The organism is Plantactinospora sp. CNZ321, from assembly GCF_004217235.1.
This window is the reverse complement of sequence record NZ_SHKQ01000001.1, coordinates 2,670,974-2,694,606: the sequence shown is the minus strand read 5'-3', so window position 1 is coordinate 2,694,606 and position 23,633 is coordinate 2,670,974. Positions and strand designations below refer to the sequence as shown.

At 72.0% G+C, this 23,633-nt stretch carries 24 protein-coding genes and 1 tRNA gene; 4 read left to right on the top strand and 21 right to left on the bottom strand.

The annotated features are described in order from the left end of the window. Nucleotides 1-9: 9 nt before the first annotated feature. On the top strand, nt 10-1,272 hold the full coding sequence (locus EV371_RS12050) for an acetyl-CoA C-acetyltransferase (RefSeq protein WP_130462120.1): 1,263 nt from the start codon (nt 10-12) through the stop codon (nt 1,270-1,272). 167 nt (nt 1,273-1,439) lie between these two features. Here the strand turns inward: EV371_RS12050 and EV371_RS12045 are convergent, their stop codons facing one another. The 4 genes from EV371_RS12045 to EV371_RS12030 all read right to left on the bottom strand — a co-directional run bounded on the left by EV371_RS12045 (nt 1,440) and on the right by EV371_RS12030 (nt 3,815). Continuing rightward, nucleotides 1,440-1,781 (bottom strand): hypothetical protein, encoded by a 342-nt coding sequence (locus EV371_RS12045; protein WP_486484579.1) that lies wholly within the window; start codon nt 1,779-1,781, stop codon nt 1,440-1,442. Between the two features lie 105 nt (nt 1,782-1,886). Beyond that, nucleotides 1,887-2,645 (bottom strand): Bax inhibitor-1/YccA family protein, encoded by a 759-nt coding sequence (locus tag EV371_RS12040; RefSeq protein WP_130462119.1) that lies wholly within the window; start codon nt 2,643-2,645, stop codon nt 1,887-1,889. 133 nt (nt 2,646-2,778) lie between these two features. After that, nucleotides 2,779-3,600, bottom strand: a complete 822-nt coding sequence (locus EV371_RS12035; protein WP_130462118.1) for a Bax inhibitor-1/YccA family membrane protein — start codon at nt 3,598-3,600, stop codon at nt 2,779-2,781. A 131-nt stretch (nt 3,601-3,731) separates the two neighbouring features. Continuing rightward, nucleotides 3,732-3,815: transfer RNA gene (locus EV371_RS12030), tRNA-Leu, on the bottom strand. A gap of 96 nt (nt 3,816-3,911) precedes the next feature. Here EV371_RS12030 and EV371_RS12025 point away from each other — a divergent pair. Continuing rightward, a complete protein-coding gene (locus EV371_RS12025; RefSeq protein WP_130462117.1) occupies nt 3,912-5,750 on the top strand; it encodes a hypothetical protein in 1,839 nt (612 codons plus the stop codon). An 82-nt stretch (nt 5,751-5,832) separates the two neighbouring features. Here the strand turns inward: EV371_RS12025 and EV371_RS12020 are convergent, their stop codons facing one another. From EV371_RS12020 to EV371_RS11955, 14 genes are all read right to left on the bottom strand, one after another. After that, the gene (locus tag EV371_RS12020) at nt 5,833-6,537 is read right to left on the bottom strand and encodes a methyltransferase (RefSeq protein WP_130465841.1); all 705 of its coding nucleotides are present in this window, start codon (nt 6,535-6,537) and stop codon (nt 5,833-5,835) included. Between the two features lie 260 nt (nt 6,538-6,797). Continuing rightward, nucleotides 6,798-8,168 carry an NAD(P)/FAD-dependent oxidoreductase gene (locus tag EV371_RS12015; protein ID WP_130462116.1) on the bottom strand — a complete coding sequence of 457 codons (1,371 nt, stop codon included), beginning with the start codon at nt 8,166-8,168 and terminating at the stop codon, nt 6,798-6,800. A gap of 203 nt (nt 8,169-8,371) precedes the next feature. Then, nucleotides 8,372-8,920: a hypothetical protein gene (locus tag EV371_RS12010; protein WP_486484578.1), complete on the bottom strand. Its 549-nt coding sequence runs from the start codon at nt 8,918-8,920 to the stop codon at nt 8,372-8,374. A gap of 31 nt (nt 8,921-8,951) precedes the next feature. Further along, nucleotides 8,952-10,388, bottom strand: coding sequence for a DUF58 domain-containing protein (locus EV371_RS12005; protein ID WP_130465840.1), 1,437 nt, complete (start codon nt 10,386-10,388; stop codon nt 8,952-8,954). Nucleotides 10,389-10,423: 35 nt separating this feature from the next. Beyond that, on the bottom strand, nt 10,424-11,422 hold the full coding sequence (locus tag EV371_RS12000; protein WP_130462114.1) for an AAA family ATPase: 999 nt from the start codon (nt 11,420-11,422) through the stop codon (nt 10,424-10,426). Continuing rightward, nucleotides 11,419-12,015, bottom strand: coding sequence for a hypothetical protein (locus EV371_RS11995; RefSeq protein WP_130462113.1), 597 nt, complete (start codon nt 12,013-12,015; stop codon nt 11,419-11,421). The genes EV371_RS12000 and EV371_RS11995 overlap by 4 nt, the downstream gene beginning before the upstream one ends. Next, nucleotides 12,012-12,818, bottom strand: coding sequence for a DUF4129 domain-containing protein (locus EV371_RS11990; protein WP_130462112.1), 807 nt, complete (start codon nt 12,816-12,818; stop codon nt 12,012-12,014). The genes EV371_RS11995 and EV371_RS11990 overlap by 4 nt, the downstream gene beginning before the upstream one ends. A gap of 21 nt (nt 12,819-12,839) precedes the next feature. Next, nucleotides 12,840-13,565, bottom strand: a complete 726-nt coding sequence (locus EV371_RS11985) for a uracil-DNA glycosylase family protein (protein WP_130465839.1) — start codon at nt 13,563-13,565, stop codon at nt 12,840-12,842. Between the two features lie 49 nt (nt 13,566-13,614). Next, nucleotides 13,615-14,304 carry a dienelactone hydrolase family protein gene (locus EV371_RS11980; protein WP_130462111.1) on the bottom strand — a complete coding sequence of 230 codons (690 nt, stop codon included), beginning with the start codon at nt 14,302-14,304 and terminating at the stop codon, nt 13,615-13,617. 247 nt (nt 14,305-14,551) lie between these two features. Then, on the bottom strand, nt 14,552-15,592 hold the full coding sequence (locus EV371_RS11975) for a DUF1700 domain-containing protein (protein ID WP_130462110.1): 1,041 nt from the start codon (nt 15,590-15,592) through the stop codon (nt 14,552-14,554). Then, nucleotides 15,589-15,921 carry a helix-turn-helix transcriptional regulator gene (locus EV371_RS11970; protein ID WP_130462109.1) on the bottom strand — a complete coding sequence of 111 codons (333 nt, stop codon included), beginning with the start codon at nt 15,919-15,921 and terminating at the stop codon, nt 15,589-15,591. Before EV371_RS11970 ends, EV371_RS11975 begins: the two co-directional genes overlap by 4 nt. Before the next feature lie 32 nt (nt 15,922-15,953). Continuing rightward, nucleotides 15,954-16,784, bottom strand: a complete 831-nt coding sequence (locus EV371_RS11965; protein ID WP_130462108.1) for a cytochrome c oxidase assembly protein — start codon at nt 16,782-16,784, stop codon at nt 15,954-15,956. Continuing rightward, on the bottom strand, nt 16,784-17,344 hold the full coding sequence (locus tag EV371_RS11960; RefSeq protein WP_130462107.1) for a DUF2243 domain-containing protein: 561 nt from the start codon (nt 17,342-17,344) through the stop codon (nt 16,784-16,786). The genes EV371_RS11965 and EV371_RS11960 overlap by 1 nt, the downstream gene beginning before the upstream one ends. Before the next feature lie 166 nt (nt 17,345-17,510). After that, nucleotides 17,511-19,043 (bottom strand): DHA2 family efflux MFS transporter permease subunit, encoded by a 1,533-nt coding sequence (locus EV371_RS11955; RefSeq protein WP_130462106.1) that lies wholly within the window; start codon nt 19,041-19,043, stop codon nt 17,511-17,513. 167 nt (nt 19,044-19,210) lie between these two features. On the opposite strand from EV371_RS11955, the gene EV371_RS11950 reads away from it, so the two are divergent. After that, on the top strand, nt 19,211-19,705 hold the full coding sequence (locus EV371_RS11950) for a MarR family transcriptional regulator (protein ID WP_130462105.1): 495 nt from the start codon (nt 19,211-19,213) through the stop codon (nt 19,703-19,705). On the opposite strand, the gene EV371_RS11945 is transcribed toward EV371_RS11950, so the two are convergent. Then, nucleotides 19,702-20,394 (bottom strand): VOC family protein, encoded by a 693-nt coding sequence (locus EV371_RS11945; protein ID WP_130462104.1) that lies wholly within the window; start codon nt 20,392-20,394, stop codon nt 19,702-19,704. The genes EV371_RS11950 and EV371_RS11945 overlap by 4 nt on opposite strands. 321 nt (nt 20,395-20,715) lie before the next feature. Here EV371_RS11945 and EV371_RS11940 point away from each other — a divergent pair, with 321 nt between their 5' ends. Next, complete coding sequence (locus EV371_RS11940) at nt 20,716-21,663, top strand: SDR family oxidoreductase (protein ID WP_130462103.1); 948 nt, start codon at nt 20,716-20,718, stop codon at nt 21,661-21,663. An 81-nt stretch (nt 21,664-21,744) separates the two neighbouring features. Here the strand turns inward: EV371_RS11940 and EV371_RS11935 are convergent, their stop codons facing one another. Then, on the bottom strand, nt 21,745-22,419 hold the full coding sequence (locus EV371_RS11935) for a PDDEXK family nuclease (RefSeq protein ID WP_130462102.1): 675 nt from the start codon (nt 22,417-22,419) through the stop codon (nt 21,745-21,747). Between the two features lie 236 nt (nt 22,420-22,655). Then, entirely contained in the window at nt 22,656-23,609 is a 954-nt protein-coding gene (locus EV371_RS11930; RefSeq protein WP_130465838.1) for a Ppx/GppA phosphatase family protein, read from the bottom strand. Nucleotides 23,610-23,633 lie beyond the last annotated feature (24 nt).

Genomic DNA, 23,633 nt, shown 5'->3' with positions numbered 1-23,633 from the left:
CGTTGGTTCATGTCGACCGCGTCCCCCCGCGATGCCGTTATCGTCGCGACCGCCCGCTCCCCCATCGGCCGGGCCCACAAGGGTTCCCTGCGCGAGCTGCGCCCGGACGACCTGGCCGCGACCATCGTGCAGGCCGCCCTGAACAAGATCCCGCAGCTCGACCCGGCCCAGATCGACGATCTCTATCTCGGGTGCGGGCTGCCCGGCGGCGAGCAGGGCTTCAACCTGGCCCGGGTGGTGACCACGCTGCTCGGCCTGGACACGGTGCCCGGGGCCACCCTCACCCGGTACTGCGCCTCCTCGTTGCAGACCACCCGGATGGCGTTCCACGCCATCCGGGCCGGCGAGGGTGACGTCTTCGTCTCGGCCGGGGTGGAGTGCGTCTCCCGGTACGTCCGGGGCAACTCCGACGCCCTGCCGCCGGAGGCACAGGCGCTCGTCGGCGGCGGCTGGCAGAACCCGAGGTTCGACGCGGCCCGGGCCCGCTCCGCCGCCCGTGGCGAGGCCGGCGCACCGGTCTGGACCGACCCCCGGCTCGACGGTGGACTGCCGGACATCTACCTGGCGATGGGCCAGACCGCCGAGAACCTCGCCCAGGTGTACGACGTGACCCGGGCCGACATGGACGAGTTCGGCGTACGCAGCCAGAACCTCGCGGAGAAGGCCATCGCCGACGGCTTCTGGGCCCGGGAGATCACCCCGGTCACCCTGCCGTCCGGCGAGTGGGTCGACTCCGACGACGGACCCCGCCCGGGTGTGACCCTGGAGGGCGTGGCCGGCCTGAAGCCGGTCTTCCGCCCCGACGGCCGGATCACCGCCGGCAACTGCTGCCCGCTCAACGACGGCGCGGCGGCGGTGATCATCATGAGTGCGGAACGCGCCCGTGAACTGGAGATCACCCCGCTGGCCCGGATCGTCTCCACCGGGGTGACCGCGCTCTCTCCGGAGATCATGGGACTCGGTCCGGTCGAGGCGTCCCGGCAGGCGTTGCGACGTGCCGGGATGACCATCGACGACGTCGACCTGGTCGAGATCAACGAGGCGTTCGCCGCCCAGGTGATCCCGTCGTACCGACAGCTCGACATCCCGCTGGAGAAGCTCAACGTGATGGGCGGGGCGATCGCGGTCGGGCACCCGTTCGGGATGACCGGCGCCCGGATCACCGGAACGCTGCTCAACGCCCTGGACTGGCACGACCGGACCGTCGGGCTGGAGACCATGTGCGTCGGTGGCGGCCAGGGCATGGCGATGGTGCTGGAGCGGCTGAGCTGAGCCACCCGCCGGGCCCGGACTCGGCTACCGGTCCGGACTCGGCTACCGGCCCGGCAACGGCCCGGCAGGGCGGGGCGACGGCCGGCGCGGACCGGACGGCAGCCGGGGCAGGGCGACAGCCGGGGCAGGGCGACGGCCGGCGCGGGCAGGGCGGCAGCGGTCGACGATCAGAGCGCCCGTCGGGCGGTCGCCACCTCGTCGGCCGCGCCGGCCAGCACCGGCGCCGGCGGGCCCGCGGCCACCAGGTCCGCCACCACCACCCGGAGCTGGTCGGGCAGAGCCAGGTCGTTCTCCAACCGGGGTACCGGCCGCCGGGACTCCCCGGCCGCGTCTGCGGCCAGGTCGGCCAGGTGCTGGACGAGCCGGTGCACCAGGTCGGCCGGGATCGGCCCGCCGGACGGGCTCGGTGCCGCCCAGCGCGGCTGGGTCCAGTGCCCCACCTGGCGGACCAGCAGATCGAGCTGGTGGACCAGCGACTCGGCCGGGCTGGCGGGTTCGGCGGTGTTCACCTGCGATCACCTCCTTCCAGGGCCGGGCTCGGGGTGCGGTCCGGGCCACGGGTCCCCGGATCCCCGCCATGAGGCAGCGTTGACGCGGCGAGCTTACGGGTCGGCTCAGCGCCGTACGTAGCTGAGCAGCCGGAGGATCTGCCAGTAGAGGAAGACCAGGCCGACCAGGATCCCGAACGCGCAGAACCAGGCGTACCGGGCCGGCAGGCCGTCCCGGACTCCCCGCTCCACCAGGTCGAAGTCGAGGATGAAGGTGAGCGCGCCGACGGTGATGCATACCAGCGCGAAGACGTACGGCAACCAGCCGACCTCGCTGCCGGTGCTGTAGACCACCAGTGCCTCCCGGCCGGCGATCAGGTAGACGGCGAGGTTGACCAGGCTCAGCACCACCACCCCGATCAGCGCCCCGACCACCAGCCGGGCGAACCGGGGGGTGGCACGGAGCACGCCCAGCCCGTAGAGCACCGCCATCCCGGCGAAGACCCCGAAGGTGCCGACGACGGCCTGCACCACGATGCCGGGATAGACCGCCTCGAAGCCCCGGCTGGCGACGCCCAGCAGCACCCCCTGGAGCACCGCGTACCCGCCGACCAGGACCGGGTTGGTGACCCGACGGAACGAGATCACCAGGGCCAGTACCAGTCCGGCAAGCGCCGAGCCGAGCGCTGCCGGTGCGGCCCAGCCGTCGGTCACGTACGTCCAGGCGACCGCGCCGGTGGCGCCGGTGAGCAGCAGCAGACCGACGGTCCGCAGCACCACGTCGTCGACGGTCATCGGCCGGACGGCCGGGTCGGCGCCGAGGACCCGGTGTTCGACCCGGGCGGCGTCGTCCAGCCGGGTCAGTACCGGATTTCCACTTCGCACGCCCGATGCTAACAAAGCAGACATTTTCGTTCGCCGCGAACCGGCCCGGGTAACGACGGACGCCCGCCCCCGGAAGTCGGGAACGGGCGTCGCGAGATTGGCCGGCGCGCGGGCGCGCCGGTCAGGGACGAGGTCAGTCGTCGCCCTGGAAGTAGCTCAACAGCCGCAGGATCTCGATGTAGAGCCAGATCAGGCTGACCAGGATGCCGAAGGCGGCCGTCCAGGAGTAGCGGCGCGGCAGGCCCATCCGCACGCCCTCCTCGACCTCGTGGAAGCTGAGGATGAAGCTGAGCGAGGCGATCACGATGCAGATCAGGCTGAACCCGATGGCGATCGGGCCACCGTCGCGCAGCCCGGTGTTGACGCCGAAGAGCATCAGCACGAAGTTGATCAGCATGACCGCGAAGACGCCCATGATGGCCGCGATCACGCCCCGGACGAACTTCGGCGTCGCCCGGATGGCCTTGGCCTTGTAGAGCCCCGCCATCAGGAAGAAGACGCCGAAGGTGGCGATCACCGCCTGGAGGACGATGCCGTCGTAGCCGGCGATGGTCTCGAAGTACTTGCTGACCATGCCGACGAAGACGCCCTCGACGACGGCGTAGGTGACGACCAGCGCGGGATTGGCGATCCGGCTGAACGAGATCACCAGGCCGAGCACCAGCCCGACGACGGCGGCCCCGATCCAGGCCGCACCGATCGCCCTGTCCGGCACGAGCACCCAGGCCAGCGCGGCGGAGAGCCCGGTGATGCCGAGCAGAGTGACCGTCTTGACGACGACGTCATCGATGGACATCGGCGTCACGGCGGGTGGCGCGGCCGGGTAGCCCGCGTCCGTCGGGTAGGGCTGCCCGTAGCCGGGCTGTCCGTATGCGCCGGCCGGGGTGTAACCCGCGGCCCGCTCCCGCTCGGCCGCCTGACCGAGTCGGGCCAGCACCGGATTGGACGTCTTCACGTTGTCAAGCCTCCTGGAAAGGTCGGTGCACCATGCCCGTGCCCTGTCCAGGGTAATGGTCCCCGGCGACCTTGTGGAGATCCAGGTCACCCGGCCACCCGGTCGCGGGGGCGGTCGGTCGGCAGCACGGATGGTGCCCGGGGCGGGGGTCGAACCCGCACGCCTTGCGGCAGCCGCTTTTAAGGCGGCCGTGTCTGCCTTTCCACCACCCGGGCAGGCGTCGAACTTCCTCGGTCCTGGTGCCTGCCACGGTAGCGGGTGCAGCCCCGCCCGGCGCACCCCGTTCCGGGATCGGCACTAGAGTCAGGGCCGTGACTAGTACAGCCCGTGCGGCCCAGGACGCCGACCCCGGCCGGGCCACCCCCGGGTACGGGTCCGACCCGCCCCGGACCCGGGCCGCCCGGATGCGGGATGCACTCCGTCGCAGCTATCCGGATCTGGCCGTCAGTCTGTGCTTCGTGCTCGCGGCGGGCTGGCTCAGCTACGGACTCTGGCTGGACCCGGACACCCGGACCCTCGCACTCAACCCCGAGGACCAGATCCTCATCGAGTGGTTCATGGCCAACGACACCCGCATCCTGCTGGGCGATTTCACCCTGGTCAGCGACAGGCTCAACGCGCCGGATGGCTTCAACATGATGGCCAACGCCACCATGATCGTGCCGGGTCTGCTGCTGATGCCGGTCACCCTGCTGTTCGGTGCGGCCACCACGTTCGCGGTCCTCATCACCGGCAACCTGGCGGCCACCTCGATCGGCTGGTACTTCCTCTACACCCGCACGCTGCGGGCCCGCCGCGTCCCGGCGATCGTCGGCGCCGCGTTCTGCGGATTCGCCCCGGGGATGGTCTCCCAGTCCAACAGCCATCCGCACATGACGGCGCAGTGGCTCGTCCCGGCACTGGTCTGGTGCGTGGTGCGGATGGCCCAACTGGCCGATCCCGCTCGGCCGGAGGGTGCGGCACGGGACAACCGCCGGCTACTCGGCCTGGCGGTGCTGCTCGCCGCACTGGTCTGCACCCAGGTCTTCGTCGGCGAGGAGGTCCTGTTCCTGACCGCCGGGGCACTCGCGCTGACCACCGTCGGGTGGGCCGTCGCGGCACCCCGCCACGCATTGCCGGTACTCCCCCGTCTCGGCGGGGCTCTCCTGGTCAGCGCGGCTCTGTCGATCGTCGTGCTGGCGTACCCGCTCTGGGTGCAGTTCTACGGTCGGCAGAGCATCCCGAACGGCATCTTCAGCCCCGACTACTTCTCGGCCGACCTGGCCAGCTACCCGGCGATCTCTCCGCTCTCCCTGCTCGGCTCCTCCGAGGCGAGCCGGTTGAGCACCGGGCCGGCCGAATACAACACCTTCCTCGGGCTGCCCCTGCTGTTGGTCACCGTGGCGCTCGCCTGGTGGCTGCGGCGGCATCCGCTGGTCATCCCGATGATGTTCACCGGTCTGCTCTGCGCCTGGCTCTCCCTCGGCCCGCGGGTGGTGCTGGACGGCAGCCGTACGGGGATCTGGGCGCCGTACTCGCTGCTGCGGGACAAGCCGGTCATCGAGGGCGCGCTGCCGATGCGGTTCGCCCTGGTGCTGATACCGGTGATCGCCACCCTGCTGGTGCTGGCGCTGGACCGGGCCAGCACCGCCCCGCTCGGTGCGATCCGCATCGCCGTACCGGCGGCGGTGGCCGTCGCGCTGATCCCGACCGTGCCCGCGCCGCTGCCCACCGTCGACCGCGAGCCGGTGCCGACCTTCATCAGCGCCGGACACTGGCGCGACTGCGTACCACCCGACGGTGTGCTGGTGCCGGTGCCGCTGCCCACGCCGAAGGAGCCGGAGAAGATGCGCTGGGCCGCCGCCGCCAACGCGGAGTTCCGGTTGCCTGAGGGATTCTTCATCGCCCCGTACGCGGCCGGCGGGAAGGCGTCGATGGGCACGTTCAAACAGCCCACCTCGGCGCTGCTCAGCAAGGTCGCCGCATCCGGCCAGGTGCCCGCGGTCACCGAGGCCGAGCGCGCGCAGGCAGCCAGGGACGTGGCGTTCTGGGATGCGTCCTGCATCGTGCTGGCCCAGTCGGAGCCGAAGGCGTCAGCGCTGCACCAGACCCTTGAGATGCTCTACGGCCCGGCGACCTCTGCCGCCGACGTCTGGATCTGGCGGTTCTGACCTGGCCCACCGCTCTGACCCCGCCCACCGGCCGGCCCCCCGGACGGTGGGCGGCCGGTAAAGCACGAGCCGAGCCGTTCGACTACTCCGCCGGGGTCTCGGCGACGGCGAAGACGGACTGCCCGAACGGTACCCGGATCCGCCCCTCCACCCGGCGTAGCACCGGCACGCACCACCGGTCGTAGATCTTCAGCGGCAGGCCCTCCCGCGGCTCCCCGTTCAGCGCCTTGACCAGCAGCATCCAGCCGAGCAGCCCGATCGAGTTGACGTACGTCACCTTGACCGGCCGCAGCCCGGCCCGGCGCAGGGTCGCGGTCATGGTGGGAACCCGGTATCGCCGGAAGTGACCGATCTTCCGGTCGAAGTTGCTCATCGCCTGCTCGAAGGCCGGCACGATCAGGACGATGCGTCCGCCCGGCCGGACAAGCCGGGCGAAGTCACGCAGGGCCGCCACGTCGTCCTCGATGTGCTCCAGGACGTTGAGTGCGATGACGGCGGAGTGGTCCGCGCTCTCCCGGATCGGTACGGTGAGTTCCCGGACCCGCACCGTGGGATGTCCGTCGAACCGCTCCCGCAACCGCACCAGCCGCCCCGGGTCCGCCTCGGAGGCGGTCATCTTGCGGCCGTCGGCCGCCCAGATCGCGGCAGCCTCACCGAGGCCGGAACCGATCTCGAGGGGGTCGTCGCCGAGCCACGGCTCCGACAGCGCGAGAAGCCACCGGTTGTGGTTGACCGCGGACCGGAGGTCTTCGAGTACCGCCGACTGCAGGACCGTCGCCTCCGCCAGCGTCGCGGGTGCCCGCAGTTCGCCCGCGACGCTCACCTGACGGAACCGGCAGCGGGCCCGGTCACGACCACCGGGGCGATTGTTCCCTCCTGGAAGCTGACGAAGCGATTGGGCGGCACGGTCGACTCCTCGTCCTCACGCAGCAAGGAGGGACAGGATATCCACGTCCGGCGCATTCGACCACCCGAGGCCGGCCGGCCGCCGGTTACCGTCCCGGCCGACGGCCCGGACGTGGCCGGGCACAGCCTGACGTGCCGGGCTCAGACCCGGGGGTCGACCCTGGTCAAGCTGTCGCTCCGCGGCCGGACATCCCGGGCAGTCGCCGTGCTCGCCTCGACGAACTCCTCCCGGGGATCGTGCAACTGGCCCAGTGCGACCACCTCACGACGGAGGACGAAGGCCAGGGTCCAGTCCACGACCACCCGCACCTTGCGGTTCAGCGACGGGATCCGGCTCATGTGGTACGTCCGGTGCATGAACCAGGCCAGCAACCCCGTGAGCTTGATTCCGTAGACCTGGGCGACACCCTTGTGCAGGCCGAGACTTGCCACACTTCCGGCGTGCTTGTGCTTGTACTCGACCGGCTGCCGCCCCCGGATCACCGCCCGGATGTTGTCCGCCATCCGGACCGCCTGCCGCACCGCGTGCTGGGCACTCGGCGAGCAGTACGTTCCGGGCGGGCCGGTCAGGTCCGGCACCGCCGCGCAGTCACCGGCGCTCCACGCCCCGTCGACGACCCGGTCGCCGTCGACCACCTGGAGGGTGGGCAGGCAGGTGACCCGGCCCCGGTCGTCCCGGGGCAGGTCGGTCTGGGCCAACATCGGCGACGCCCTCACCCCGGCGGTCCAGACGATGGTGTCGGCCCGGAAGCTGTCCCCGTCGGAGAGCCGGACCAGACCGTCCACACAGGACTCCAGCCGGGTTTCCAGCCGGATGTCCATCTTCCGCTTCAGCAACTGCGCGACCGTGTACGCGCCCATGTCCCGGTCGACCTCGGGCAGCACCCGCAGGGTCGCCTCGACGAGTACCCAGCGCATGTCGTCGGGCTTCAGCTCCGGGTAGTACTTCATGGCGTCCCGGGCCATGTCCTCCATCTCGGCCAACGCCTCGATGCCGGCGTAGCCGCCGCCGACGAAGACGAAGGTCAGCGCGCAGCGCCGGACGTCCGGGTCGGTGGTGGCCGCCGCCACGTCCAACCGGTCCAGCACGTGGTTACGCAGGTAGATCGCCTCACCGATGGTCTTGAAACCGATGCCCTGCTCGGCCAGCCCGGGAATGGGCAGGGTACGGGAGACCGAGCCGGGCGCCACCACGATGTGGTCGTAGCCGATCTCCCTGGCCGGGCCGATGATCGGCTGCACCAGGGCGGTCTTCCGGTCGTGCTCGATCCGGGTGACGGTGCCGGAGACGACGGTGCAGCGACGCAGTTCGCGCCGGAGCGGCACCACGGCGTGTCGGGGGGAGATGTTGCCGGCCGCCGCCTCGGGCAGGAAGGGTTGGTACGTCATGTGGGGCTGAGGGTCGACGACGATGACCTCGGCCTCCCAGGACCGGAGCTTCTTCGACAGGCGCAGGGCCGCGTACAGGCCGACGTGACCGGCGCCCACCACAAGGATCCGCTGCGGATTCACGCCTCTATCCTTCCTCGGCCCGGCTCCGGATGCTGGCCAGATGCCCCTTCTGTGACTGACGACGCCAGGTGACCCCGGTTACCCCAGTTTGCGCCGCTCGTGCCGCCGGGGCTGGCCGAACGCCGGGAAACCGGCCGCCACCCACGGCGGACGCGCCGGGAAAACTGCCGCCACCCACGGCGGACGCGCCGGGAAAACTGCCGCTACCTCCGGCGGAACAGCCAGCCGAGCAGCGCGGCGGCACAGACGGCCAGGGCGAGCCCGCCGAGCAGCGCGACGACGAAACTCTGCTCGCCGAACCGGCCGTCCATCGCCAGCAGCGGCATCGAGAGCACCGCCGAGGCAAGCGCGACCCCGAGCGCCCTGGCCACCCAGCGGGCCAGCACCTCGGGGGCGACCACCGCGTCGTACGACAGCAGGGCGGCGAGCGCCGCGAGGGTGTGGGTGAGGTAGAGGAAGGTGGCCAGGGCGAGCAGCCGCCACAGCTCCACCCGCTGGTCGTACCAGCCGGTGGCCGCCACCCAGGCGCCGACCGCGGCCAGCAGCACCAGGGTGGGCCAGTTCCGCCGGGGCGCCACCGCGGGCGCCAGCGCCGCCACCGCCAGCAGGCCGAGCAGCCGGGGATCGGACGGCCGGGACGGGTACGCCAGCAGCAGCGTCAGCAGCGCGCAGCCGAAGACACCGACCCGGACCAGCAGCGGCACCAGGGTGATCCGGGCGATCGCGGCGTAGAGCTCCCTGATCCGGCTCACCACGGCGGCTCTCCGTTCGACATGCCGGCCCTCACCGCAGCGCCGGCCGGGGTGCGGAGGCGAGCCGGGCGACGTCCCGGAGCACCAGGTCGAGGCTGCCGGCACCGGCCCAGGTCACCACCGGCACCCCGTGCTCGCGGAGCTGCCCGATCGTGATGTCCCGATCCAACCGCCAGAGCCGGTGCGCCACCTCGGTCCACTGCCCCCGCTTCGGCGGCGCGGCCGCCTGCGGCAGGGTGTCCACCGCCACCACGAACCGGCCGGACCGGGCCAGCCGGGCCAGCATCGCCGCCGACCGGGGGTCCACCAGCGGGGTGAGCACCACCACCAGGGCGTTGGAGGAGAGCAGTTGCGGGCCGAAGACCTGGTCGTACGGCTCGTGCGGGGACTGTTCGACCCGGACGTCGAGCAACCACTCCAGCAGCGTCAGGTACTGCCGCCGGCCGGTCGCCGGACGGAGTCGACGGGCCGACGGGCCGTACTCCAGCAGCGAGACCCGGTCGCCACGGTGCAGGTAGTGCTCGGCGATCGCGGCGGCGGCCCGGACGCAGGTGTCCAGCACCGAGGCGCTGCCCCGGATCCCGCCGGACCGGCCGGCCTCGGCCAGCACGTCGAGCAGCAGCACCACCTCGGCGTCCCGGTCGGAGAGCATCGCCGCCACGTGCAGTTGCCGGGCCCGCAGCGAGACCCGCCAGTCGATCCGGCGCAGCCGGTCACCCGGCCCGAAGATGCGTACCCCGGCCAGCTCACCGCCCTCGCCCGGGCGCCGGGACCGGTGCCCGCCGACCAGGCCGGCGGCCCGGGGCATCGCCTCGTCCGCGTCGAACGGCTCGGTGACCGGATAGACCGGCACCGGGCGGGCCTCGCTGGGCACCGTCTGGCTGGCCAGCAGTCCGTCGCAGGCGATCGCCCGCACCGCCGCCGGCCCGAGCGAGTGCCGGCCCCAACGCAGCGTCGCGCCCCGCAGCTCCAGGTCGGCGACGGTGCCGGCCGGCACGGTGAAGCCGTAGGGGCGGTCGGTGGCGTCCCGCCGGCCGGGCCGGGGCGGGGCGTCGGAGGCGTCCTCGGAATCCTCCGGGCCGGCCCCGTCGGGCGCGAACCGGACCTCGTCGATCCGCAGCCAGGACGAGACCACGGTACGGACCAGCACCAGGTCGTAGCCGACGTCGTCGGGGTTGCCGACGCTGATCCCGCCGACCAGCGCGCCCCCCTCCACCAGGTTGGTGTCGTCGGCCTCGATCCCGATCTCCGGCGGCAGCACCGGGCGGCGGCGCAGCGCGTAGGCGGTGCCGAGCGCGAACGGTGCGGCCAACACCACCAAGTCGATCCGGCCGAGCAGCGCGCCGGCCACCAGGAAGAGCCCGGTGAGCAGCACCGCCCGGCCGAGTGCCCGGGTCGGGACCCAGTCCGCCGGGGCCTCCCCGGACGACGGCGCCGTGGCCGGGGCGGCCGCCCGCTGCCCGGGCACGGCGGGTCGCAGGGTCGGTCCGGAGGAACTCACGGCTAGCGCGCCCCGGCCGCGTAGCTGGGCAGCGCACCGCTGGCCGGTGCGGGCGTGGTTTCCAGCACCTCGTTGACCACGAATGACGGATCGACCCGGCGCAGCCACATCTCCGGCCGCAGTGTGATCCGGTGCGCCAGCACCGGCACCGCCACCGCCTTGACGTCCTCCGGGATCACGTAGTCGCGGCCGGCGAACGCGGCGATCGCCCGGGCCAGCAGCAGCAGCGCGAGCGAGCCGCGCGGCGAGGCGCCGACGAGTACCGAGGCGTGCTCCCGGGTCGCGGCGGTCAGCGAGACGATGTATCGGCCGATCGAGTCCTCCACCACCACGTTCTCCAGGGCCGCCTGCATCGCCCGGAGCACCTCGGCGTTCACCACCGGTTTCAGCTCCGCCTCCTCCTGGCGGCGGGCCATCCGGCGGCGGAGTACGTCCCACTCCTCCTCGTGGCCCGGATAGCCGAACGAGACCCGGAGCAGGAACCGGTCGAGCTGCGCCTCCGGCAGCGGATAGGTGCCCTCGTACTCGATCGGGTTGGCGGTGGCGATCACGTGGAACGGCGGGTCCAGCCGGTAGGTGACACCCTCCACCGAGACCTGCTTCTCCTGCATCGCCTCCAGCAGCGCCGCCTGGGTCTTCGGCGGCGTACGGTTGATCTCGTCCGCGAGCAGCAGGTTGGTGAAGACGGGCCCGGCCCGGAAGCTGAAGTCGGCGGTCCGCTGGTCGTACAGGAACGAACCGGTGACATCGGCGGGGAGCAGGTCGGGGGTGAACTGCAACCGCCGGAAGTCGAGCCCGAGCGCCTGGGCGAAGGAGCGGGCGGTCAGCGTCTTGCCGAGCCCCGGCAGGTCCTCCAGCAGTACGTGCCCGCCGGCCAGGATCCCGGCGAGCACCAGTTCCAGGGCGTCGCGCTTGCCCACCACCACCGTGCCGACCTGGTCCAGTACGGCCTGTGCCAGCCGACCGACGTCGAGGGTGCTGACCTGGTCCGCTTCTTTCATTGCTTCTCCAATTGGGCGACGATCGCCGCGAGGTCGCGCGGCGACGGGGTGCGCTTGGGAGGCGTGTCGAGAAAGTTCCACAGTGGCTCGCCGAGCAGCGCACGGGCCCGGTCCGGGTCGCTGGCCCGGGTGACGCCGTGCCGCTGCCGGAGCAGTTCGTCGACGAGTTCGCCCAGCACCGGCAGCACCGCCCGGGCGAACCGCTCCGGCTGCCCCTGCGACCAGGTGAGCTTGGCTTCCCAACGATGCACCGAGCTGCCCAGGGCGTCCCGGACGCTCCAGTCGTAGCTGCCGTCCTCCTCGCCCCGGTCGGCGGGGCGACGCAGCCGCACCGGGACCGGTGGTGGCGGGGCGAGGGCCCGGGCGAGCCGGCGCAGCAGCAGCACGGCGAGGAAGCCGGCGAAGACGGCGACGGCGGAGAGACCGACCCCGGCCATGCGCAGCCCGAGGACGACCGCCGCGGCAAGCCCGGCCGCGGCCAGTACGAGCCGCAGCCAGCCGCCTATGCCGGCGCGCGGGCGGGCGGTCGTCGGCCGCTGCTGCTCCTCCTCGTCCTGGAGCAGGTCGAAGATGCTGGTGCTGGAGCCGCTCACCGCTGCCCGCCCTCGGCCGTCGCCCGCTCGCCGTCCCCGCCCAGCCGGTCGCCTCCGGAGGTGAGTTCGGTACGCAGCCGGCGCAGCGCGGTCAGCGCCTGGGTCCGCATCCGCTCGTCGACGGTGTGCGTGGCGTACCGGGCCTCGCGGTAGACGTCGGCGAACGCGGCCAGCACGTCGGCGCTGACCGGCCGGCCGGCGCCGAGCAGCCGGGTCACCAGGTCGGTCGGGGTGTCCCCGGGCCGCCGTTGCACCCCGGCCACGGCGGCGGCCTGCTCCAGCCGTACCCAGCAGGCGATCACCGCCCGCCGCGGGTCGGCGTCGCTGTCGGAGAGGTCGACCAGGCCGGCGTCGAGCGCCGCGACCACCTCCTCCGCGGTCTGCTCGGCGCTGCGGAGCTTGCGGGCGCCGGGGCGGGCCAGCCCTCGGCGGCGGCGCAGCAGGTCCCGGGCCAGCGCCCAGACCAGCGCGGCCAGCACCGCCACCACCACGGCGCCGCAGAGCAGGGTGCCGAGATACGGCACCCAGTGCGGAAGGTAGTCGCCGGGCTGGCCGGGTGCGGCGCTGCGGGCCGGCTGCTCCGCGCCGGTGGGCGGGAGTGGCTGTTCGAACGTCGGCACGATGTCGGCCGGCGGTTGGACCCGGGTGAATCCGATCGACGAGTGCGCGGCGGCGAGCGCGGCCAGCGCCAGCAGCCCGGCGACCGCCGCCAGCGGCCACAGCGTCCGGAGCAGACCAGCGGTGAGGCCGGGCCGGGGCGGGTGCGGTGCCGGGCGGGCACGACCGGAGTGCCCGTCGGTCATCGCACCGCCTCCCTGAGCCGTCTAGCCGTCCTCGTCCAGCCCGGCCAGGCGCCGCGCCCGGGTGAACACCTCGTCCAGCATCGTCGGTGTGAGCCGCCCGGTAAAGGTGTTCTGCTGGCTGACGTGGTAACAGCCGAGCACCTGTGGAACGGCCTCGCCTCCGGACCAGTGTGCCCCATGCCCGAACGTCGGTCGCGGGGTGGGCGGTCGCACGCCGTACACCTGGCGGAGCACCGGCCACCACGCCGCCCAGGCGAACGCGCCGAGCGTGACCACGACGCGCAGGCTGGGTTTGATCAGGTCGAACTCCCGGTGCAGCCAGGGTGCGCAGGTGTCCCGCTCCGCCGGGGTGGGCTTGTTGTCCGGCGGCGCGCAGCGGACCGCGGCGGCGATCCGGGTGTGTCGCAGCGCGAGGCCGTCGTCGGCGGCGACGCTGGTCGGCTGGTTGGCCAGACCGGCCCGGTGCAGCGCGGCGAAGAGCACGTCGCCGGAGCGGTCACCGGTGAAGATCCGCCCGGTCCGGTTGCCGCCGTGCGCGGCGGGCGCCAGCCCGAGGATGGCGATCCGGGCGTCCGGGACGCCGAAGCCGGGGACCGGGCGACCCCAGTACTCCTGGTGCCGGAAGGCGGCCCGGCGGACGGCGGCGACCTCCTCCCGCCAGGCGACCAGCCGGGGACAGGCGAAGCAGTCGGCGACGGCGCCGTCCAGCTCGGCCAGGTCGCCCGCCCGAGGTGCGCGGGCGACCACGTCGCCGGGGGTACGCGACCGCAGGCTGGCCCGGTCGGGTCGGCGCGGTTCAGCCAAGTCGGGTCCGGAAGAGTTCGAGGGTACGGGCCCAGGCGCTGGACGCCGCCTGCTGGTCGAAGACCTCGGGCCGGTCGTCGTTGAAGAACGCGTGCCGGGTGCCGGGGTAGTCGTGGGCGGTGCATTCGCCACCGGCGGCCTCGATCGCCCGCCGGGCCGCCTTGACCCCGTCGGCGGCCGAGGTGCCGTCCTCCTCCGAGCAGTGGATCACGGCGGCCTTGCCGGTGTAGTTGGACCACTCCGGGCGCATCCGCTCCCAGGGCAGCACCGGGTAGAAGCCCACGGTCGCGACGATCCGGTCGGAGAGCGTCGCCGACCAGAGCGCGAGGCTGCCACCGGCGCAGAAGCCGACGGCACCGACCTTGTCCCCACCGGCCTCGGGCCGCTCTGCCAGGTAGTCGGCGGCGCCGGCGATGTCCCGGGCCGCCTGGTCCATGGCCAGCCCCATCAACAGCTTGCCGGCCTGGTCGGGCTCGGTGGTGGAGGCGCCGTGGTAGAGGTCGGGGGCGAGCGCCACGAAGCCGGCTTCGGCGAACCGGTCGGCGACGGATGTGATGTGCGGCACCAGTCCCCACCACTCCTGGATGACGATGACGGCCGGACCGGTCGCGCCGCCCGCCGGCAGCGCCAGGTAGCCCTCGCTGGTCCCCCCGTTACTCCGGTAACTCACCATCTCGCCCATCGGTGGCCCTCCTGTCGGTCAGTCATCGTTGGCTGGTCGCACAGTTTTACCCACCCAAAGTCCGGAGCTCCGGGTATTGCATTACGGGTGTTCGGGTAGCCTGCCACGCCCGGCACAGGGGACGGAAGCCAACAGCGACGTGGCGTACACCTCCTGTTGCACAGGTGTACGCCACGTCGTCGACCGCCTCCCGGGGGAGCGGGTTCGCGGCCTACTCGGTCTTCGCGGCCTAGTCGGTCTCCGCGGTCTAGTCGGTCGGAGTGGGCGTCGGCGACTGCCCGCCGCTCGGGGTGACCGACGGCGCGGCGCCGCCGGGGGTGGCCGACGGCTCCGCCGAAGCCGTCGGCTCTGCAGCCGTCGGCTCTGCAGCGGGCGGCTCCGGAGCGGGCGGCTCCGGAGCGGGCGAGGGGGTCGGTCCGAACCGGAACGGTGCACCCTGCGGGCAGTACGGGTACGGCTGCCGGATCGGGTCAACGTAGTCCGGGCCGGGCACGATCCGTTCCCGCGCCTCCGCACACCACGGGTGGCCCAGCCGGATCGGCTCACCGTTCTGGTCGAAGAGGCGTACCCCCTCCAGCAGCCGGCCCTGGCTGTCGTAGACGTAGACGTCCTGCACTCCGGAGTACTGGTCGGTGTAGACGTGCTCGTAGGGCATCGTGTTGCCGCCACTGCCGACCCGGCTGTCAAGCTCGGCGAAGCCGGCCAGACCGAAGAGGACCAGCAGGACCGCGCCCAGGTTGAGGACCAACCTCGGGCGCGGACCCATCCGGTCGGTACGCCGACCGAGCCAGACCGAGGCGGTGATGGTCGCGGCGAGCAGCAGCAGCGCGGCCAGGCTGCTGCCGCCGAGCCGGGGCAGCAGTCCGAACGAGGTTCCGGTCAGCAGCACGGTGATCAGCATCGCGGCGAGGTAGCCGCGCAGGATCCACCAGGCGGGGCGGAGCAGCCGGAGGAAGTCGCTGAGCCGGGCATAGCCGAGGACCGGGCCGAGCCGGGTGTCGGCGGCACGGATCCGCTCCCGGCCCCTGCGGACCGCCGCGCCGATCCGCTGGTCCAGGTTGGCGGCGCTGGCCGGCGGGCGGACCCCGGCGGCGGTACGCAGCTCCATCGCGTACGCCTCGGGCGGGCCGAGCCGCTCGTAGAGTGACCCCTCCGCCTCGGCGGCCACCTCGGTCAGGTGCTCGGGCAGGTCTTCGAGCAGCTCGTTGCGGACCGGCGGCGGCAGGTCGGCCAGCGCCTCGCGGACCTGCCCGACGTACCGGGCGATCTCCTGCTCGGTGCCGGTCATGCCGCCATCCCCTCGTCGTCGAGCAGCGTGTCCATCGTGGTGGCGAAGGAACGCCAGACCTTACCGGAGCGGCGGAGCTGGTCCCGCCCCGCCGGGTTGAGCGCGTAGTACTTGCGGTGCGGGCCCGATTCGCTGGGCACCACGTAGGTGGTGAGCAGGCCGGCCTGGAAGAGCCGGCGCAACGTGCCGTAGACCGAGGCGTCGCCGATCTCCTCGAGCCCTGCGGTGCGAAGCCGGCGCATGATGTCGTAGCCGTAGCCGTCCTCGTCCTTCAGCACGGCCAGGACCGCGAGATCCAGCACGCCTTTGAGCAACTGGGTCGTGTCCACGCGGCGATACTACTGTCCAATGCGCAGTACCGTCAACGCGGCAGTAGCGTGGCGGTGGCGCGGCCCGCCGGCGCGGGGCGACGCACCGGGCGCCAGGTGGCGACCAGGGCTGCGGCAAGCAGCAGTTCGGCGATGTCGCCGCCGTAGTACATGAGCTCCGCGCCGGTTCGCACCTCGGAGACGGGGGCGGCGATGTGGACCCAGTAGCCGCCGTAGATCAGTTGCGAGACGACGGCGTGCAGGGCGATTCCGCACCCCAGGTAGACCAGACGGGTACGGACGCCGGGCCGGGCGGGTGCGGGATCGGGCCCCGCGACGACATGGGCGAACAGGCAGCCGGCGAGCAGGAAGTGCAGATGCAGCAGCCGGTGCCCGGCCGGATGACTCGCCGTGGCGTTGTACAGCGGGGTGAAGTACAGCGGCACGAGACTGCCGGTGGAGAGCAGCCAGGCGATCGCCGGATGGCTCAACACCCGGGCCGGACGGCTGTGCAGGACGGCGGTCAGCCGCCTGCCGTGGCTCGCGGGCAGCGTACGCAGCAGCAGAGTGACCGGGGCACCGAGCACCAGGGCGAGCGGGGCGTACATGCCGACCAGCAGGTGCGCGACCATGTGACCACGGAAGTCGGTGTGCGCGAGCGAGGCGATCGGCGGCAGCAGCCCGGCCGCCAGCAGGAGCAGCCCGGCGCCGAAGCTGAGAGTGCGCCACCGGCTCCAGCCCCGTGCCGGGTTGCGCCGCCGTGCCCGGTGGGCCAGGTAGAGGTACAGGCCGGCACAGAGCAGCAGGGCGACGGCCGGCAGCACCACCCCGAGCGCACCGCTGCCCGCCCCATGCTCCGGCATGTGGTGGGTGTCATGGTCCATCAGGCGTTCCGGTCCGCCCGCCGGTCGCCGGGTACCGCGGGCTCGAAGGAACGTCCGCCGCGCTGGAGCAGCCATCCGCCGGCGACGAGCAGCGCGCCGAGGACGAGGAAGACGATGTCCCACCAGAGCTGGTCCGGGCCGGGATAGACGTGGTGGATGCCGAGGATGTGGTGGTCGAGGATGCCTTCGACGAGGTTGAACAGGCCCCAGCCGACCAGGATCCAGCCCCACAGGACGCGGGAGGTCCAGACCCGGCGGCGCTCACGCGTGACCCGGGAGTAGAGGATGGCCAGCCCGATCAGCACCGCCAGCCAGCACACGGCGTGGAAGATCCCGTCCCACACCGTGTTCATCTCCAGCCCGGGCACGGTCTTCGGGTCGTAGTACCGCACCCCGATGTTGTCGGTGTCGGTGCTGCTGAGCAGGTGGTGCCATTGCAGGATCTGGTGCAGCAGGATGCCGTCGACGAATCCGCCGAGCCCCACCCCGAGCACGATCCCCGGCAACCTGAGGCTGGCCGGCGCGGCACCGGCCCGTACGTCGTCCGCGGTGGTCGTCATCGATCCTCTCCTCCACTTTCCCCGCCCGGGTACCCGGACAAGGCGGAAGTAACCCTGTGGAAGACGCTGTTTCCCCCCGTTCAGGGGGTGCGCGGACGACGAAGCCCTCCCGCCGGTTCCGGCGGAAGGGCTTCGCGGTGCTCGGAGCGGTGCTCCGGGGTGCGGGTCAGTGCATGGCGACCGGGACGGGCATCTCGGCCTGCTCCGGCGAGGTGGGCTCGATCCGCTTGCGCGGCAGCAGCAGCGCCGGGATGACACAGAGGACGATCAACACCAGTGCGATGACGTACGTCTGGCCGAAGGCGTCGGCCAGCGACGCCTGCCCCTGGGCGAGCACCTCCGGCGGCACCGCCTCGCGCGGCACCTGCCCCTGGGTGACCGCGCTGTACGCGGTGGCCGCCTGGCTCTCCAGCACCCGGTTGGTGAGGATCACGGACATCACGGCGGTGCCGATCGACCCGGCGGTCTGCTGGACGATGTTCATCATCGTGGAGCCCCGGGCGACCTGCTGGTGGGTGAGGCTGGCCATCGCCGCCGACATCATCGGCATCATGGTCATGCCCATCCCCATGCCCATCACGAACAGACCCCCGAGGAGCAGCCAGTACGAGCTGTCGGCGGTGATCTGGGTGAACGGGGAGAGCCCGAGCGCGATCAGCACGATACCGCCGAGCACCAGCTTGCCCGGGCCGATCCGGTCGGTCAGCCGGCCGGCGATCGGCATGGTGAGCATCGCGCCGATGCCCTGCGGGGCCAGCAGCAGGCCGGCGTTGAGGGTGTCCTCGCCGCGTACCTGGAGGAAGTAGCTGGGCAGCAGCAGCATCGCACCCATGAACGCCACCGTGAACAGGGTCATCGTGACGACCGAGATGGTGAGGTTGCGGTTCTTGAACAGCCCGAGGTCGATCAGCGGGTGGTGCTTGCGCAGCGCGTGGAGGACGAACGCGAGGATCAGGACCAGGCCGATAATCGCCGGGACCAGCACCTTGGCGGCGGCCACGGTGCCGGCCTCCGGGATGGAGGAGACCCCGTAGAGGAACAGCGCGAGACCCGGCGAGAGCAGCAGCATGCCGAGGAAGTCGAACGACTCGGAGGGCTGCGGCTCGTCCTTGGGCAGCACCCGCAGCGCGAAGAGGAAGGCGACGATGCCGACCGGCACGTTGATCAGGAAGATCCAGTGCCAGGAGGCCGCGTCGATCAGCCAGCCGCCGAGGATCGGGCCGCCGATCGGACCGAGCAGCATCGGTACGCCGAGCACGGCCATCACCCGGCCGATCCGCTGCGGGCCGGCGGCCCGGGTCATGATCGTCATACCGAGCGGCATCAGCATGCCGCCGCCGAGACCCTGTAGAGCCCGGAAGAGGATCAGCGGCCCGATGTCCCAGGCCACGCTGCACAGTGCCGAACCACCGAGGAACAGCACCAGGGACATCAGGTAGAGGCGCTTGGTGCCGAACCGGTCGGCGGCCCAGCCGGTGATCGGGATCACGGTGGCCAGGGCCAGGGTGTACGCCGTCATCGTCCAGGCGACGGTGGCGTAGCTGGCGTCGAACTCGCGCTGGAAGGTGGGGAGCGCGACGCTGACGACGGTGACGTCGAGGATGGACATGATGGCGCCGAGCACCACCACCCCGGCGACCTTCAGGACGCCGGGATCGAGCTTGTCGCTCCCGGCGTCAGGTTGGACGGCCACGGACATGCGGCCAGCTCCTTTCCCCCGTAGACATAAAGTTCGGCCGACACTAACAGTTCGCCCACAGCGAAGTATTCTGGGGCCGGTACTTCCCTGATAGCCTCCGCTCACCGTGGAGGCGCGACCGCGTTGCGGCCGACCGGTGCTGCCGTCTCGTTGCTCTGGAGGAACCGATGGGTGCCCGGGACGATCTCATCGCCCAGATCATGGGCACGCAACGAGAAATGCAGCACCTGTTCGCCAACGACCCGGCGAACCCGCTGTTCACGCTGCATCTGACGTTGCCGCAGCTCAAGGCGCTGCTGGTGCTCTCGGCACACGGCAGCATCGCCGGCCAGGAACTCAGCACGGCGCTGGGCGTGAGTCTGGCCACCATGACCGGGATGGTGGACCGGCTGGTCGGGCAGGGCCTGGTCACCCGCCGCGAAGACCCGCACGACCGCCGGGTACGCCGAATCGCGCTGAGCGGGCAGGGCCGCGACCTGGTCGACCGGTTCGTCACGGCCGGTGCCGAGAAGATGCGCCGGGTCCTCGACCGGCTCACCGACGACGAGCTGCGCACCGTCGCACAGTGCGGCGAACTGTTGGTCAACGCCATCGCCAAGGACCCCGTCGGCAAGGACCCCGGGTCGCCCGGGGGCGGCTGCGTCGCGTTCCGGGTCGGTTAGGCATCACGGCCCTGCCAGGTCGTCACACAGACCTCGTTGCCCTCGACGTCGGCGAGGACCCAGAAAGCGGGAGCCGAGGCCGCGGAGACGAGCCGACCGCCGGCGGCCAGCGCGGCCTCGATCCGCCGGGCCGCCTCGTCGTGCGGGACGCAGACATCCAGGTGGATGCGATTGCGCTGCGGTCGCGGCTGATCCATCTGCTGGAACCAGACCGCCGGGCCCTGCCCGACCGGATCGACGACCGCATCCTCCGGGCCACCGGCACCGGCCTCGTCGGTGTAGCCCAGCACCGCTTTCCAGAACGGCCGCACCGCCGTGATGTCCAGCGCGTCGATCGCGATCTCCAGAAGCTGGACGGATCGCACCGCACCGCTGGCGATCCCGGGCTCCGTCCGCAGCCCGACCTCGCGAACGGCGGCGGAGACCCGACCCGCGAGGTCGACGTCGCGAGCGGTCACCGCCTCCCGGGCCCGCGACTGCAGACCGAGGACGACCCGCTCGGGCCGGATGTCAACGCGCAGGTGCCCGTCGGCGTCGCTGCCGCACACCGCGATCACCCGCGCGGCCACCTCGGCCGCCTGGGCCAGCGACCCGACCACGACCGACGTCTGCAACGTGCCCAGCAGGAACCGCCACCCCCGGTCACCGACCGCGTCCGAGGCCTGCTGTCGAGTCAAGATCCGGTCCATGCCCACATGCTCGCAGCCACCACCGACAATCCCGCACGGCACCGGCCGGGCGGTCACGTTCCGTACTCCTGTCGGAACTCCTGTCGGAAACGTTCGGTACTCCTACCGGAAACGGTCGGTACTCCTGCTGGGAAATGGTCTCACTGCCGGAGAATGGCCGCACCGTTCGACAGGCAATGCTCCGGCCTGATCCCGGGCGGGACCCGGCCGAGGTGGCGGCTCGAACAGCCGCCGGCCCCGAGTGGCCATCGGAGGTAACCGTCGGCAGTCCCGCGCCGCGAGATCCCCCACGGACGTCGGATCACCCTCGATACTGATCGGATGCCGCATCGCACGCCCGACATCGACGTACCGGATCTCACCGGCAGGCTCGCGGTGGTGACCGGGGCGAACAGTGGGATCGGGTTCGGCGTCACCCATCGGCTCGCCCGGGCCGGCGCCGAGGTGGTCCTCGCGGTACGCGACCAGGCCAAGGGCGACCGGGCCATCGCCGAGATCCGCACCGACGTGCCGGAGGCGACGCTGCGGCTACAGCATCTCGACCTGGCCTCGCTGGCCAGCGTGGCGGCGCTCGGCGCGGAGCTGACCGGGCAGGGGCGGCCGGTCGACATCCTGGTCAACAACGCCGGGATCATGGCGCCGCGCCGCCGGGCGCTCACCGAGGACGGGTACGAACTCCAGTTCGCCACCAACTATCTCGGACACTTCGCCCTGACCGGTCACCTGCTCCCGCTGCTGCGTGCCGCCGGTGCCGGCCGGGTGGTGTCGATCAGCAGCCTGATGAGCCGGATCGGGCGGTTCGACTTCGACAATCTCCAGGGTGAGCGCCACTACCAGCCGGTGCGCGCGTACGGGCTCTCCAAGCTCGCCATGCTGGTCTTCGCCCGGGAGCTCCAACGACGCACCGACGCCGCCGGGTGGGGCATCCTCAGCAACGCGGCGCATCCGGGCGCCACCATCACCAACCTTCAGGTGACCGGGCCGACCCACGGCGGGCGCTCGCTGCGGCTCAACCGGGTCCGGAACCGGCTGCTCTACCTGGCACCCCTGGTGTGGCAGGAGATCCCGGCCGGCGCCCTGCCCGCGGTCTATGCCGCGACCAGCCCGGCCGCCGAGGGTGCCGGATACTACGGCCCGGACGGCTTCGCGGAACTACGCGGCGGCCCCGCCCTCGCCAGGCTCCCCGCCAGCGCCCTGGACGACGCGGCTGCCGCCCACCTCTGGACGCTGTCGGAACAACTCACCGGCGTGCACTACCCCAACCCCTGATGACGGGCACTATTTCCGGGAAAGAGTGCCTTCCGACGGCTTGGAAACCACTCTTTCCCGGAAGTTGTGTCGACCTTGCGGTCAGCGGGTGGGACTGCGGCGGCGGAGCGCGGCGCGCAGCTCGGTGACGATGCCGTCGAAGTCGTCGCGCAGGCGCTGGGCGGTGACGTGCAGGACCAGCCAGTCGCTGCCGAGGAGGCGGTTGAGTCGCTGCCGGTCGCGGTGGAACTGTGCCGAGTCGTTGTGCCAGAGTCCGTCGTACTCGACCGCGACCCTGACGTCCGGCCAGGCCAGGTCGACCCGGGCCACGAACCCTCGCCGGTCCTGGACGACGTACTGGGTCTCCGGCCGGGGTACTCCGGCGAGAACCAGCCGGACCCGGAGCCGGGACTCCTGCGGGGACTCGCTACCGGGATCGACCAGGTCGACGACGCGGAGCATGAGTCGCCACCCTCGGTCGCCGGTGCGGCGCAGGGCATGGTCCCGCAGTTCCGGGGTGGTGACGATCCGGCGGGCGAGAAACTGGTCGACCAGCGCGACGGCCTCGACGAGATCGACCCAGCGTGCCAGGTCCCAGCAGGTGCGCTTCGGGGTCGTCACCGGAATCCCCTGTCTGGCGAGGACGTCGTCGGGCGCCAGGTCCACGGTGTGCACCCGGAGCCCGGCCATCGGACCGAACCGGATATTGGACGGCACCACCACCTCGACCGGCGTGTCCTGCTCGGTGAGGTTCGTGACGCCGTACAGCACGGCCATGGGCGACGGCCTGCGAGCCACGAAAGATGCGCCCGCGCAGCTGCGGCGGGCGTCGAGCCGCTCTGGACATCCCGACAGGCTGACCAATCCCACCCACCCCCGCGACCCCCACCCAACCCCCTGTGCACAACCCCCTCCCCTGTGGACAAGCGAAGAGCCCGCCCTACTTCTGGGAAAGAGTGGCCTCGCCAGCGGTGAAGGGCACTACTTCCGGGAAATAGCCTCGTTCCGAAGCGTTACAGGGTCTCCACGAGGGAGTATGCGATGCCGTCGAGGATGTCCCGCTCGCTGGCGATCACCGAGGTCATCCCGGCCCGCTCCATGATGATCCTGAGCACCAGGGCACCGGCCCCGATCACGTCGGCCCGGCCCGGGTGCATCACCGGGATGGTCAACCGCTCCGCCGACGACCGGGCCAGCAGGTCGGCGGTCACCTTCACCACGTCGTCGTACGGGACACGGGCGTGGTGGATCCGGTCGGGGCGGTACTCCGGCAGGCCCAGCGCGATCCCGGCGACCGTGGTCACCGAGCCGGCCAGCCCGATCAGGGTGGCCGCGGCCCGACCCGGCACCGCCGCCAGCGCCCGGTCCACCACCTCGGTGATATCCGCCTCGGCCGCCGCCAACTGCTCCGGCGTCGGCGGATCGTCGTGCAGGTGCCGCTCGGTCATCCGGACGCAGCCGATGTCCACCGACACCGCCGCGTCCACCGCTGCCGAACCGCCACCGGCCGGCCGCCCGCCGACGACGAACTCGGTCGAGCCGCCGCCGATGTCGACCACCAGGTACGGCCCCCGGACGTCGTCGCCGAGTCCGCGTACGGCGCCGGTGAAGGAGAGCCGGGCCTCCTCCTCGCCGGTCACCACCTCCGGCTCGACGCCGAGCGTGTCCACCACCATCGACCGGAACTCGCCCGCGTTGGAGGCGTCCCGGGAGGCGGAGGTGGCGCACATGCGGATCCGGGACACACCCAGTGACTCGATCCGGGTGGAGAACCGGACCAGCGCCTGCCGGGTCCGGTCCAGCGCCTCCGCCGACAGCCGGCCGGTCCGGTCGAGATCCTGGCCGAGCCGGACGATCTCCATCCGCCGGACCACCTCGGCCAGCTCGGCCTCCGGCCCGGCGGACGGGTCCGGCAGGTCGGCCACGAGCAGCCGGATCGAGTTCGTGCCGCAGTCGATCGCAGCCACCCGGTTCGTCACGATCTTCACCCT

Excerpts from the sequence above, each read along its gene's own strand:
- EV371_RS12050 (WP_130462120.1), top strand. The coding sequence starts at position 10 with ATGTCGACCGCGTCCCCCCGCGATGCCGTTATCGTCGCGACCGCCCGC.
- EV371_RS12000 (WP_130462114.1), bottom strand. The coding sequence starts at position 11,422 with ATGAAAGAAGCGGACCAGGTCAGCACCCTCGACGTCGGTCGGCTGGCA.
- EV371_RS11990 (WP_130462112.1), bottom strand. The coding sequence starts at position 12,818 with ATGACCGACGGGCACTCCGGTCGTGCCCGCCCGGCACCGCACCCGCCC.
- EV371_RS11980 (WP_130462111.1), bottom strand. The coding sequence starts at position 14,304 with ATGGGCGAGATGGTGAGTTACCGGAGTAACGGGGGGACCAGCGAGGGC.
- EV371_RS11975 (WP_130462110.1), bottom strand. The coding sequence starts at position 15,592 with ATGACCGGCACCGAGCAGGAGATCGCCCGGTACGTCGGGCAGGTCCGC.
- EV371_RS11965 (WP_130462108.1), bottom strand. The coding sequence starts at position 16,784 with ATGGACCATGACACCCACCACATGCCGGAGCATGGGGCGGGCAGCGGT.
- EV371_RS11960 (WP_130462107.1), bottom strand. The coding sequence starts at position 17,344 with ATGACGACCACCGCGGACGACGTACGGGCCGGTGCCGCGCCGGCCAGC.
- EV371_RS11955 (WP_130462106.1), bottom strand. The coding sequence starts at position 19,043 with ATGTCCGTGGCCGTCCAACCTGACGCCGGGAGCGACAAGCTCGATCCC.
- EV371_RS11950 (WP_130462105.1), top strand. The coding sequence starts at position 19,211 with ATGGGTGCCCGGGACGATCTCATCGCCCAGATCATGGGCACGCAACGA.
- EV371_RS11945 (WP_130462104.1), bottom strand. The coding sequence starts at position 20,394 with ATGGACCGGATCTTGACTCGACAGCAGGCCTCGGACGCGGTCGGTGAC.
- EV371_RS11940 (WP_130462103.1), top strand. The coding sequence starts at position 20,716 with ATGCCGCATCGCACGCCCGACATCGACGTACCGGATCTCACCGGCAGG.
- EV371_RS11935 (WP_130462102.1), bottom strand. The coding sequence starts at position 22,419 with ATGGCCGTGCTGTACGGCGTCACGAACCTCACCGAGCAGGACACGCCG.